This window comes from Paenibacillus sp. CCS19 (genome assembly GCF_033239625.1).
Taxonomy (GTDB): domain Bacteria; phylum Bacillota; class Bacilli; order Paenibacillales; family Paenibacillaceae; genus Paenibacillus_T.
In genome coordinates, this window is sequence record NZ_BTCK01000013.1 from 17,787 (window position 1) to 30,031 (window position 12,245).

At 50.6% G+C, this 12,245-nt stretch carries 11 protein-coding genes and 1 tRNA gene; 9 read left to right on the forward strand and 3 right to left on the reverse strand.

Translation table 11 applies throughout. The features are described from left to right. The first annotated feature begins 307 nt into the window (after positions 1-307). The 5 genes from SBI19_RS11310 (at position 308) to SBI19_RS11330 (ending at position 4,628) form a co-directional block, all read left to right on the forward strand. Complete coding sequence (locus SBI19_RS11310) at positions 308-1,258, forward strand: ROK family glucokinase (protein WP_317968082.1); 951 nt, start codon at positions 308-310, stop codon at positions 1,256-1,258. Positions 1,259-1,376: 118 nt separating this feature from the next. Further along, positions 1,377-2,267, forward strand: coding sequence for an RNase adapter RapZ (gene rapZ / locus SBI19_RS11315; RefSeq protein ID WP_317968084.1), 891 nt, complete (start codon positions 1,377-1,379; stop codon positions 2,265-2,267). 13 nt (positions 2,268-2,280) lie between these two features. Then, a complete protein-coding gene (locus SBI19_RS11320; protein WP_317968086.1) occupies positions 2,281-3,270 on the forward strand; it encodes a gluconeogenesis factor YvcK family protein in 990 nt (329 codons plus the stop codon). Between the two features lie 6 nt (positions 3,271-3,276). Continuing rightward, complete coding sequence (whiA, locus tag SBI19_RS11325) at positions 3,277-4,206, forward strand: DNA-binding protein WhiA (RefSeq protein ID WP_317968088.1); 930 nt, start codon at positions 3,277-3,279, stop codon at positions 4,204-4,206. Positions 4,207-4,358: 152 nt separating this feature from the next. After that, a complete protein-coding gene (locus SBI19_RS11330; protein ID WP_110044041.1) occupies positions 4,359-4,628 on the forward strand; it encodes an HPr family phosphocarrier protein in 270 nt (89 codons plus the stop codon). Between the two features lie 325 nt (positions 4,629-4,953). Here the strand turns inward: SBI19_RS11330 and SBI19_RS11335 are convergent, their stop codons facing one another. Then, entirely contained in the window at positions 4,954-6,237 is a 1,284-nt protein-coding gene (locus SBI19_RS11335) for an adenylosuccinate synthase (protein WP_317968093.1), read from the reverse strand. A gap of 111 nt (positions 6,238-6,348) precedes the next feature. Here SBI19_RS11335 and SBI19_RS11340 point away from each other — a divergent pair, with 111 nt between their 5' ends. Further along, on the forward strand, positions 6,349-7,248 hold the full coding sequence (locus tag SBI19_RS11340; RefSeq protein ID WP_317968095.1) for a LysR family transcriptional regulator: 900 nt from the start codon (positions 6,349-6,351) through the stop codon (positions 7,246-7,248). Between the two features lie 82 nt (positions 7,249-7,330). Here SBI19_RS11340 and clpP read toward each other — a convergent pair whose 3' ends face one another. After that, entirely contained in the window at positions 7,331-7,912 is a 582-nt protein-coding gene (clpP, locus tag SBI19_RS11345) for an ATP-dependent Clp endopeptidase proteolytic subunit ClpP (RefSeq protein WP_191207057.1), read from the reverse strand. A 302-nt stretch (positions 7,913-8,214) separates the two neighbouring features. On the opposite strand from clpP, the gene SBI19_RS11350 reads away from it, so the two are divergent. After that, entirely contained in the window at positions 8,215-9,102 is an 888-nt protein-coding gene (locus tag SBI19_RS11350) for a hypothetical protein (RefSeq protein ID WP_317968097.1), read from the forward strand. Between the two features lie 435 nt (positions 9,103-9,537). Here the strand turns inward: SBI19_RS11350 and SBI19_RS11355 are convergent. Next, positions 9,538-9,612, reverse strand: a tRNA-Arg gene (locus SBI19_RS11355). A 268-nt stretch (positions 9,613-9,880) separates the two neighbouring features. Between SBI19_RS11355 and SBI19_RS11360 the strand changes: the two genes are divergently transcribed. Together SBI19_RS11360 and gap are read left to right on the forward strand one after the other, a co-directional pair. Beyond that, positions 9,881-10,927 carry a sugar-binding transcriptional regulator gene (locus SBI19_RS11360; RefSeq protein WP_317968099.1) on the forward strand — a complete coding sequence of 349 codons (1,047 nt, stop codon included), beginning with the start codon at positions 9,881-9,883 and terminating at the stop codon, positions 10,925-10,927. A gap of 109 nt (positions 10,928-11,036) precedes the next feature. Then, entirely contained in the window at positions 11,037-12,041 is a 1,005-nt protein-coding gene (gap, locus tag SBI19_RS11365) for a type I glyceraldehyde-3-phosphate dehydrogenase (protein ID WP_317968101.1), read from the forward strand. Positions 12,042-12,245 lie beyond the last annotated feature (204 nt).

A 12,245-nucleotide genomic window follows, 5' to 3' on the forward strand; every position in this document is an offset into this window, starting at 1 on the left:
CCTCTGTCCATCCAAGGTTATTCATACCGAGTTCTCGGGGTAAAGGTTTCCGTAAGGAAACCACATCGGGAGCATATGCGTAAAACCCCGGGGGTTCCCTAGCAGGGAGGATTCAGGTGGGCAGAAGCCAGATTTTGGGTGGGCAGAAACTCTGATTTTAGCTTGGATAGAATTTATTGAAAAACGGGATAAAAAGGGGCGAAGCCCCTTCCAACTGTTCCAACTTTGCGTGCCTTGACCTATTAGAAGCGTTGGCTTATAGTTGGTAACAGAAGAAGTTTAACTTTGTGAACGAGGTGGCCTAGTAATGTCTGAGCAAATCTACGTAGGAGTCGATATCGGCGGCACCGCCATTAAGGTAGGTATCTGCAACCAAAACGGCGAACTTCTCCATACGTATGAAGGACCGACCGAGAATGATAAGGGGACGGAAGTCATCCTGCACAACATTGCAACTTATGCGAAGCGGATCGTAGAGCAATCGCATTTTGAATGGGAACAGGTCGGTGGCGTAGGCGTAGGTATCGCTGGCTTCTTGGACATTCCGAACGGCATTGTCAAGTTCTCTGCTAATCTCGCGTTGCGAGATGTACGGTTGAAAGATTACTTGGAAGAGCAATTGGGAACGACGGTGCGTATTAATAATGATGCCAATGTTGCAGCGCTCGGCGAAGCATGGGCAGGAGCAGGCAAAGGCGTCGACCACTGCGTATGCTATACGCTCGGAACAGGTGTCGGCGGCGGTATCATCATCAACGGTAAAATCTATGAAGGCTTCAACGGCATGGCCGGCGAGCTTGGACATATGCAGATCGTACCGGATCTCGAAGCGATTCAGTGCGGCTGCGGCAAAATGGGATGCCTCGAGACGGTATCTTCGGCAACGGGCATCATTCGTATGGCGAAGGACGCAGTAGAGCGCGGTGATCGTACGTCGCTGTCGCTCGTTGAGAATATTATGGCTAAAGAAGTTATCGATGCGGCGAAAGCCGGCGACGAGGTCGCTTCGCGTATCGTTAATCGTGCCGCTTACTACCTGGGCAAATCGATGGCGTCTGTGGCGGTTGTACTGAACCCGCAGCGCTTCATCGTTGGCGGCGGCGTATCGAAGGCAGGCGAGTTCCTCTTCGATCAAATCCGTCAAGAATTCCGCAAGTATACGCCTGATCGCGCATCTGAGAACGTAGAGATCGTAGCAGCTACGCTTGGTAATGATGCAGGCATCGTTGGTGCGGCAGGATTGATTTTGCGCTCGTAGCGAACGCTTGTCAGCCAGCGGGCTGATACAACAGAGAGAAGGCTGACCCGCCCTTACCGGCGGGTTTGTCCGTGATAGGGCCAAATCGGCTTGGCCTTGGAGAGGAGTGAACGAAGGCATGGACAATGAATCGGTGCAAGTGGCAAAACTCGTTATTATAACGGGCATGTCGGGAGCGGGCAAAACCATCGCGGTGCAGAGCATGGAGGATCTCGGATTTTTCTGCGTCGATAATTTGCCGCCCGTTCTCATTCCGAAGTTCGCGGAGCTTATTGAACAATCGAATGGCAAGATCGGCAAGGTTGCGCTCGTTATCGACTTGCGCGGCCGAGAGTTCTTCACAGCGCTGTCGGAGTCGCTGAACTTCATCAAGGAGCACTACACGATCAGCTGTGAGATTCTGTTCTTGGATGCGACAGATGCGGTGCTCGTGCAGCGGTACAAGGAAAGCCGCCGCAGACACCCGCTCGCGCCGGACGGCATGCCGCTCGACGGCATCGGTCTCGAGCGCCGGATGCTTGAGGATCTTAAAGGGATGGCCACGCAGGTCATCGATACGAGCAGCCTGAAGCCAGCGCAGCTGAAGGAACGGATCGTGTCGCGCTTCACGAACACGGAGCGCACCGGTATCAATGTGAACGTGATATCCTTCGGCTTTAAGTATGGCATTCCGATAGATGCGGATTTGATCTATGATGTGCGTTTTCTGCCGAATCCGCACTACATTGAGCATTTGCGCCCGAACACAGGGCAGAATCCGGATGTTTATGAATATGTTATGAAATGGCAGGAAACGCAGACGTTCCTGACCAAGCTGCTTGATATGCTGAACTTTCTTATCCCGCTGTACCGGAAGGAAGGCAAGAGCCAGGTTGTCGTCGGCATCGGATGTACGGGCGGCAAACATCGCTCGGTAGCGATTGCCGAATACTTGGGCCGAATGCTCGGGAGCAGTGATACTGAGACGGTGCGCGTCAGCCATCGTGACTCCGAGCGGGATCGCCATTAAATGGGGTGCGTGAATGAAAGGCAGTAAACAATCGGCAGCCGTGCGCCCCAAGATCGTCGTCATCGGCGGTGGGACGGGATTATCCGTTATGCTGCGCGGGCTTAAAGAGAAGCCGCTCGACATAACGGCAATCGTTACAGTTGCGGATGACGGAGGCAGCTCCGGCATCCTCCGCAACGAACTCCAAATCCCGCCGCCGGGCGATATCCGCAACGTGCTGCTTGCTCTTGCCGATGTAGAGCCGCTGTTATCGAATCTGCTCAACTACCGATTCAATAGCGGCACTGGGCTTGCGGGCCACAGCCTCGGCAATTTAATGCTGGCAGCCATTACGGATATATCCGGCGATTTTGTATCGGGCGTCAGAGAACTTAGCCGCGTACTAGCCGTTCGCGGACGCGTGCTTCCTGCAGCAGGCCAGGCGATCGTGCTCAAGGGCGAGATGATGGACGGCACGATCGTGACCGGTGAATCCATGATTCCGAAGGCAGGCAAGGCGATCAAACGCGTGTTCATCGAGCCTGCGAATGTGGAGCCGCTTGCCGAAGCGGTCGAAGCCTTGCAAGAAGCCGATGCGATTCTGATCGGACCTGGCAGTCTGTATACAAGCATTATTCCGAATCTAATTGTGCCGAAGCTAGCGGAGGCGATCGTTGCCTCGGACGCGCTCAAGATGTTCGTCTGCAACGTTATGACCCAGCCAGGTGAAACGGACAATTACTCGGTAGGCGATCATCTCGATGCGATCTATCACCATATTGGCTACCACCTGTTCGATTATGTTATCGTTAATGACGGTGAGATCCCTCCACAGGTGCAGAGCAAATATGCAGAGAAGGGCGCGAAGGCGGTCCATCTCGACCTAGATGAAGTGAAGAAGCGCGGTTACAAAGTCATTGCAGACCGGCTGGTGCTGTTCCGCACTTATTTGCGGCACGATGCAGAAAGGCTGAGTCAGCATATTTTCCAACTAGTTGACGACTGGATGACACGAAAGAGGTGAATCGACATGTCCTTTGCGGCGCAAACCAAAAAAGAACTGACAATGATTGAAACGGACGCATGCTGCGAGACGGCAGAACTGTCCGCGTTGATCCGCATGAACGGCTCTGTGTCGTTGTCGAACCGCAAAGTGATTCTCGACATCTCAACGGAGAATGCGGCGATCGCTAGACGGATCTATAGTCTCATCAAGAAGAAATTCGATGTGCATACCGAGCTGCTCGTGCAGAAGAAGATGCGGCTGAAGAAAAATAATATCTACATCGTGCGTATACCGAACAAGGTTCAGGAAATACTGAAGCAGCTAAGCATTGTCTCGGAAGGATTTCTTTTTCAACAAGGGATCGACAAAGAGATTATCAAGAAGTCATGCTGCAAGCGGTCTTACCTTCGCGGTGCGTTCCTTGCAGGAGGATCGGTCAACAACCCGGAGGGCTCGTCCTATCACCTGGAGATCGCCTCGATGTACGAGGAGCACTGCCAAGCGCTCGCGGACCTGGCGAACAAGTTCGAATTGAACGCACGCTGCATCGAGCGGAAGAAGGGTTTTATTTTCTACATCAAAGAGGGCGAGAAAATTATTGAGCTGCTGAACATTATCGGCGCTCACCAAGCGCTGTTCAAATTTGAAGACGTTCGCATCATGCGCGATATGCGCAACTCCGTCAATCGGATCGTAAACTGCGAGACGGCGAATTTGAACAAGACGATCGGGGCAGCCGTACGGCAAATCGATAATATCAAGCTGCTGCAGAAGGAACTCGGGCTTGATCAGCTGCCAGAGAAGCTGCGCGAAGTGGCGGAAATCCGGCTGATGCATCCCGATATGAATTTGACTGAAGTCGGCGAGTTGCTCAAAGGGAAGGTCAGCAAGTCAGGTGTTAACCATCGGCTGAGGAAAATTGATGAATTGGCTGAAAAAATACGTAACGGTTGACGTTTTCCCTAGTGCTACAAGCGCGATAATGATATAATAATTAACAAAATGCCGCGTTTGCGGCGATTTCATCAGCTTAGAAGCCGTTTTACGCGGAATTACGACTGATTACGTTCATGTCAATAGAAATATGTGTAGGGGGTATGGTTTCCATGACAAGACATCCCGTTGTCGTTCGTCTGAAAACAGGTCTGCACGCAAGACCAGCAGCTCTATTCGTTCAAGAAGCTAATAAATTTTCGTCTGAAGTATTCGTGGAGAAAGACGACAAGAAAGTGAATGCCAAATCAATTATGGGCATCATGAGCCTTGCGATCAGCTCCGGTACGGAAATTCACATTAGCGCCGAAGGTTCTGACGCTGATCAGGCTGTAACCGCTTTAGTTAATCTTGTAAGTAAAGAAGAGCTAGAAAACCAATAATCGTCCGGATGGCGAGTTAGCAAGACCCCCGATAAGGGGGTCTTTTTAAGTTTTTTCTACCCACCCAAACCCTCTCTGCAAGGGAGGCCCCATGGGGCTCCCGCCCCCTGGACCCCGGAAAGTGTCGGCAGCAGGACAGAGGTGCATGGGAGGGGACGGCGTGCTGGGAGTCGCGTGCCCCTGTGGGACACAGCTTTCGTTCGAGCATGATAGTTGCTTATTAAGGTATGTAGAGCCGTGCCCCTTACGAGGCACGGTTCTATTTTGACGTTATTGCCTATCAGGCTGCAGCTATTGTTTGAGATATCAGGCAGAGTTGCCGACTTTATGAGCGGTAGATCGTCTGCTCCCTGCTCGGACCTACGGAGATCATTCGGATCGGTACGCCGATGGCTTGCTCGATCCATTGCACGTACTCCTGGGCTTGTGACGGGAGCTGGTCGAACGAGCGAATGTGAGAGATGTCGCAGCGCCAGCCCGGCAGCGCCATGAAGACGGGGGCAGCCAATGCTAACTGATCCGCTGGTAGAAATTCATTCGTTACTTGGCCGTTCACAAGATAGCCTGTGCAGACTGGGATTTCGTCCAGATAGCCGAGCACATCGAGATTGGTTAGCGCCGCTTCGCTTGCACCTTGTACCATGCAGCCGTAGCGGGTAGCAACGGCATCGAACCAGCCGACACGGCGGGGGCGTCCGGTCTTCACGCCGTACTCGCCTGCATCGCCGCCAAGACGGCGCAGCTGCTCAGCGGCTTCGCCTGCGAGCTCAGTTACGAACGGCCCTGCGCCTACGCAGCTGGAGTAAGCTTTGGTCACTGCTATGATGCGTTTGATCGCATGTGGTGGAACACCTGCGCCGATGGATGCGTAACCGGCTAGCGTGGATGAGGACGTGACGTAGGGGAAGATGCCGTGGTCAGGGTCGCGAAGGGCGCCAAGCTGGCCTTCGACGAGAATGGATCCGCCGGCAGCGAGCGTTTGATGAAGAAGGACGGTTGTATTCGCGATGAAAGGCGTCAAGCGGCTCTTCACTGCTAGCAGCCGGTCTGCGATTTGATTCGCGTCAATCGGTTCAGCCTGATAGAGCTGTTGCAGCAATGTATTCTTAGTAATGAGTGCAGCCTGGATCCGCTGGCGAAGCTGTGCTTCATCGCCTAGCAGCGCGCTGATCGGGATTCCGATTTTGAGTGCCTTATCCGCATAGAAGGGGGCGATGCCAGAGCGGGTCGAGCCGAAGCTTTGTGCGCCAAGCCGTGCCTCCTCGCAGGTATCCAACTGAATATGATAAGGGAGTACAAGCTGTGCACGGTCAGAGATTCGAATATCCGGCTCGGAGATACCTCGGGCCAGCAGATTGTCGTATTCACACAAGAAGTCTTCTGGATTGAAAGCGACGCCTGGACCGATTACATTCGTCGTCCCAGGTGTGAACACGCCTGATGGCAGCAGGTGCAGCGCAAATCTGCCGAATGCATTAATGATCGTATGTCCGGCATTGCTGCCGCCTTGGTAGCGGACGACGCAGCGATATTGCTCCGCCAGCAGATCCGTTATTTTTCCCTTACCCTCATCTCCCCAGTTCGCCCCTACTACTGCTGTTACACTCATTCGATTCACTCCTCTAGACATGATTGAATTTCCAAAACTGATTATAAATGCGATAATGATATTAATGAAATGAATAAACCTAATGTCTGATATAAAGGAGATTAATATTCGGTGAGCGACCTCGTTACAAATATGGAGTGGTACCGCGCTTTCTATTGGACGGCGAAGGCGGGAAGTTTGTCAGGAGCCGCTGAAAGGCTTTATATTACGCAGCCTGCGGTCACGCATGCCATTAAGCAGCTGGAGTCGCAGCTTGGCGGGCAGCTGTTCTTCCGGACTTCGAAGGGGGTCACACTGACTGCGGAAGGCGATGTGCTGTTCCAGCACATCGAGCAGGCCTTTAATTTCATCCATGCAGGCGAGCGGAGGCTGGCGGAGCGGCATGAACTTACGGTAGGGGAAATGCGCATCGGAGCGGGAGATACGCTGTGCAAACATTATTTGCTGCCGCGCATGCGACAGTTCCGTGAGCAATATCCCGGCATTCAGTTTCAGGTTACGAACCGAACATCGCGCGAGACGGTGAAGCTGCTGAAGGAAGGGGCAATCGACTTCGGCATCGTGAATCTGCCGCTGGAGGACCCGAAGCTGCATATTCAAGAAAGCATGATCGTGCAGGACTGTTTCGTTGTGTCGAATACTTACTGCAAATGGACGGCGGCCGAGCAGCCTATGTCTCTCAATTGGGAGGAGCTAAGCCGCTACGAGCTGCTCTTGTTGGAGAAAGGCAGCGCAACTAGAACTCATATCGATAGAGCGGGAAGCGCGAATGATGTTGTACTAACGCCAAGCATGGAGCTTGGCAGCTTGGATCTGTTGAGTGAATTTGCTCGAACGGGATTCGGTATTGCGTGCGTGGTGAGAAATTTTGTCGAGGACTTATTAGACCGAGGAGAGCTGGTGGAGTTGTCGATTAGTCCGCCAATACCGTCCAGACGTATCGGCATCGCAACATTGAAGGATGTCCCTCTGTCTACAGCGGCGAAAGCATTCGTAGCCATGCTGCAGTAGGACCAGGCGCGTTATCAAGAGGAAAAGCCCCTCATTCCGTTATGGATTGAGGGGCTTGCTGTCGTACATGTGGAAGAGCGGATTACAGCTTGTCGATGACTTTGTCGATCAGGCCGTATTGACGTGCTTCTTCGGCGCTCATGAAGTTGTCACGGTCCGTATCGCGTTCGATTGTTTCGAACGATTGACCCGTGCGTTCAGCCATAATGCGGTTCAGCTTGTCGCGCGTCTTCAGGATGCGGCGAGCACGAATCTCGATGTCGCTCGCTTGGCCTTCTGCACCGCCGAGCGGCTGGTGAATCATGACTTCGGCGTTCGGAAGCGCATAACGTTTGCCTTTGGCGCCTGCATTAAGCAGGAAAGCGCCCATCGATGCAGCCATACCGACACAGATCGTGGAGACGTCCGGCTTAATGAATTGCATCGTGTCGAAGATGGCGAGGCCGGCCGAGATGGAACCGCCTGGGCTATTAATGTACAGGGAGATGTCCTTCTCTGGATCGTCTGCCGCAAGGAACAACAACTGCGCGATGATGGAGTTGGCTACAAGGTCGTTCACCGGCGTCCCGAGAAAAATAATGCGGTCCTTCAGCAGTCGCGAGTAAATGTCATACGCACGCTCGCCGCGGTTGTTCTGCTCAATGACCATTGGCACATAGTTCATATCCATGAAAGTTCCCTCCCGAATAGGAATTGTAGAATAGTTTCAGCACTAGCATAGTCAGATGCGGTACGCTGCAAACGTATATGTACGAATGCTGCTAGCACACTGATGTAGGATGCGAAAGTGCTGCTGATGAATTTTATAATAGCGGAATGATCAGTAAAAGTCAAAGAAGGTCAAGAAAAACGTAAGGAGGGGAGACAGAGCAAGAAACTGTTGTGTGTAAAACATCGTTAGTTAAAGATTCTCTTAACTCTTTAATCTACTGCTTTAAATAATTTACCGAAAATGATATAAATTACATGTGTTCAAAAAAAATACTAAAAGATGGTAAATTTGTGATGGGTTTGTTATCAGGAAAAGTTAGGATGAGGTCAAAGGTTGCAGTGCTATTACTTGTCATTATGTCATTGATATGTTTGAGTTCTGTTAATGCAGCATCTAAGAACACTACTAGTGTAAAACCTCCAAAAGCTAAAAATGCTCAGGTAACTCTAGACGATATAACAAGTCTTAACGAATACATTAGTATCCATGGGGATACGTATCTGGTAACAGAAGGAGGGTTGCTAGCTCAACTGAAAAAAAATGTTGCAAGTAATAGAGAACTGCAGGGTTTTACTGGATTAGATAAGAAACTATTAAACGAAGCATTTAAGAATGCTGCCTATACAGGACTGAGTGCAGGAAAATATAAAGTATACACTATCCAATTTGAATATACTAATGCGGCAAATGACAAAGTTTCCGTACTTGTCACATACGATATGGACAGAAAAATGCTTATCGAAGCATTAAATATTAGTGAGTCGCCTAGCAATGAGATAACCGTAAATTCAAGAAATGTTGGCTTGACGTTCATTGGTGATCGTGCAGAAGCTATGGAAATTGTTAATGCTAAGACTGTGGAACAAAAGAAAGCGTTGAAGGAAAAAAATAAAGAAAAACATAAAAAAGAAATAGAACAAGCTTCAACCTCAGACAAAAATGGAAACATTATTGATTCAGTTGCATCAGTATTTTCCGTTGATACTGCTTCTGCAAATACATGCAGTGGAAGTCTTAATTTAAACGGTGCCCAATGCAGTTGGGTAGCAGTAGGCTATTGTGCAGCTGCGGGTCTTTTTGGTTTCCTACCGGGATTGATTTGCGCGATCGGGTATACTTATGTTTGTAACTATACTTGTTAATAAAATTTGATTGATACAGTTATGGCTGTCGATTGAATCGGCAGCCTGTAATATTTTGGTTAGTCGAGTATAATGTAATATTGATTGGTTGATTGGTATAAGATTTAAAATACAACCTGTTCACTAGAGGGAGGTTAATCATGAGATGCAAATCATTATCCGGGTAATTCTAATTGCCTTGTTAACATTCTTTTTGAGGTATAACATTGATAATGATATCAATTTGCTGGACTTAATCGCACCAATAGTATTGATTCTAGGAATCATAAATGAAAGAAAAAATTATAAAATGCGAAAGAGAAAGAAATAAAGAAGGTAAAAACCCCATTAAGAATTCCTTAATGGGGTTTTTGTTGATTTATAAAACAAAAAAATCATCACCCACAGCGGGATGTGATGATCTTAGATTCTCATTAATATTTAAATTGATTAGGTTGGCGCGCCCGCTAGGAATCGAACCTAGATCTCAGGCTCCGGAGGCCTACGTCATATCCATTGGACCACGGGCGCAAAAAAGCGGAACGAGAGTTATCATACCTTAATTTCCATAGGAATGCAAGTGCTGGACGATGAGAAAAATAAAAGTTGTCTAATGCGTGTCGGAAAACGGTTACATGGGCGAAAAGGAACTTGCAGTCTTTTCCGCGATTCGATAAAATAAGTGTGGGACTTAAAACGAGTATGCGGGACGCGAAAGGTCCACCTCGTACGGAAGCCCAACGGAGTTTCTTCATAATGTAGAAACAAGAATTCGGCTGTAGTGGAGTGAATGCGCTAGATGCGACCCATGATCGAACTGCAGCAGCAGCTTGTGCCGGATTTATTGGAAGTCATGAGGAAACGCTACTTCATCCTGCATCAAGTTATGCTGTCTGATTCTGTCGGACGGCGCGCGTTGGCCGGAGCCCTCGGGATGACGGAACGCGTGCTGCGAGCCGAGACTGATTATTTGAAAGCGCAAGGACTGCTCGAGATTCATGCTTCTGGAATGCGCATCAGTGAGCAAGGACGCATGCTGCTTGCAGAGATGGAACCGATGTTCAAGGAATGGTTCGGCTTATCGGATATGGAGGATAAGATTCGGCGCCATTATGGACTGAAGCGAGTGTACATCGTACCAGGTGACTCTGACACCTCGAAGACAGCGAAGCGGGAGCTGGGCCGCGCTGCGAGCCAAGCATTGACCCGATTGCTGAACAAGGACGATGTCGTCGCGGTAACAGGCGGAACGACAATGGCGCAGGTGGCTAATCATCTGACATCGCCAATGCCGCTGCCGACGAACTGGTTCGTACCCGCGCGAGGCGGACTGGGCGAGAGCTTGGACTACCAGGCGAATACGATTGCCTCGATGATGGCGAAGCGAACAGGCGCGCAGTATCGATTGCTTCATGTACCCGACCATCTGGGAGAAGAAGCGTACGTCACCCTTATGCAAGAGCCGAACATTCAGGAAATCGTGAATGTCATTCGGAAGGCCAGAATCGTCGTTCATGGAATCGGGGACGCGATGGTCATGGCAAGACGCCGCAAGGTGGATCAAGCCATTGTCGATGCGATGAGAGCTGAAGGTGCGCTGGCGGAGTCGTTCGGGTATTATTTTGACCGGAATGGGGCTGTCGTTCACAAGATGCATACCGCGGGCTTGCGGCTCGAGGACATTGTAGCGACGGAGGTTGTCATTGCGGTAGCCGGAGGCGTAAGCAAGGGCGAAGCGATTGCGGCCGTCATGAAGTTCGGACACGATGATGTGCTTGTCACCGATGAAGCGGCAGCACAAGTTATTGTTAGGATTATTGATGAGGCCGATTTGGGCAATGCTTAATAAGGTGCGTTTTTGAAACAGGATATCTTGATGGTTACGCGCTCCGGGTTTCCGGGCCGTACGCCATCTTGAGTATATATTACACTTATTGTCTAGGAGGAATTTCCAAATGGTTAAAGTTGGTATTAACGGATTTGGCCGTATCGGCCGTAACGTGTTTCGCGCAGCGCTGAACAACCCTGCAGTTGAGATTGTTGCTGTAAACGATCTGACAGACACGAAAACGCTGGCTCACCTGCTCAAATATGACACGACGCACGGCAAGCTTGAAGGTACGGTTGAAGCTAAAGAAGGCGCGCTGATCGTAAACGGCAAAGAAATCAAAGTATTTGCTGAGCGCAACCCAGAAAACCTCCCTTGGGCATCCGTAGGTGCTGAAATCGTCGTTGAATCGACTGGTATCTTCACGGCTAAAGAAAAAGCTGAGCTCCACCTTAAAGGCGGCGCTAAGAAAGTTATCATCTCCGCTCCAGCTACGAACGAAGACATCACGATCGTTATGGGCGTTAACGAAGACAAATACGATGCAGCTTCCCACACGGTTATCTCCAACGCATCTTGCACGACGAACTGCCTCGCGCCATTCGCGAAAGTTCTTAACGATAAATTCGGCATCGTAAAAGGTATGATGACGACGGTTCACTCGTACACGAACGACCAATCCGTTCTGGACGTACCTCACAAAGACCTGCGCCGCGCTCGCGCTGCTGCAGAGAACATCATTCCTTCGTCGACGGGCGCTGCTAAAGCAGTATCCCTCGTACTGCCAGAACTGAAAGGCAAACTGAACGGCATGGCTATGCGCGTTCCTACGCCTAACGTATCGGTAACGGACCTCGTTGCTGAACTGAAAGTTAACGTAACGGTTGAAGAAGTTAACGCAGCTCTGAAAGCAGCTTCCGAAACTTCGCTCAAAGGCATCCTTAACTACTCCGAAGAGCCGCTCGTATCGAGCGACTACAACGGCGACCCAGCTTCCTCCACGGTTGACGCTCTGTCGACGATGGTTGTTGAAGGCAACATGGTTAAAGTTGTTTCTTGGTACGACAACGAGTGGGGCTACTCGAACCGCGTAGTTGACCTTGCAGCATTCATCGCAAGCAAAGGTCTGTAATACGGTTCAAATCCCCCAAACCCCCTTTGGTCTTCAAAGGGGGCCCCAAAGGGCTCTGCCCTCTGGACTCCCGTTCTAATGCAGCGTGGGAGGTACAGTCGGCGTCCCTGCGAGGGATTGTGCTAGGAACGCTTTAGTCCTGACGGACACGCTTTGGCTGCGGCGCTCCCGTGCAACGGAAGGGATGCCGCCGTCCGGCTGGAC

Excerpts from the sequence above, each read along its gene's own strand:
- SBI19_RS11310 (WP_317968082.1), top strand. The coding sequence starts at position 308 with ATGTCTGAGCAAATCTACGTAGGAGTCGATATCGGCGGCACCGCCATT.
- rapZ (WP_317968084.1), top strand. The coding sequence starts at position 1,377 with ATGGACAATGAATCGGTGCAAGTGGCAAAACTCGTTATTATAACGGGC.
- SBI19_RS11320 (WP_317968086.1), top strand. The coding sequence starts at position 2,281 with ATGAAAGGCAGTAAACAATCGGCAGCCGTGCGCCCCAAGATCGTCGTC.
- whiA (WP_317968088.1), top strand. The coding sequence starts at position 3,277 with ATGTCCTTTGCGGCGCAAACCAAAAAAGAACTGACAATGATTGAAACG.
- SBI19_RS11330 (WP_110044041.1), top strand. The coding sequence starts at position 4,359 with ATGACAAGACATCCCGTTGTCGTTCGTCTGAAAACAGGTCTGCACGCA.
- SBI19_RS11335 (WP_317968093.1), bottom strand. The coding sequence starts at position 6,237 with ATGAGTGTAACAGCAGTAGTAGGGGCGAACTGGGGAGATGAGGGTAAG.
- clpP (WP_191207057.1), bottom strand. The coding sequence starts at position 7,912 with ATGAACTATGTGCCAATGGTCATTGAGCAGAACAACCGCGGCGAGCGT.
- SBI19_RS11350 (WP_317968097.1), top strand. The coding sequence starts at position 8,215 with ATGTGTTCAAAAAAAATACTAAAAGATGGTAAATTTGTGATGGGTTTG.
- SBI19_RS11360 (WP_317968099.1), top strand. The coding sequence starts at position 9,881 with ATGCGACCCATGATCGAACTGCAGCAGCAGCTTGTGCCGGATTTATTG.
- gap (WP_317968101.1), top strand. The coding sequence starts at position 11,037 with ATGGTTAAAGTTGGTATTAACGGATTTGGCCGTATCGGCCGTAACGTG.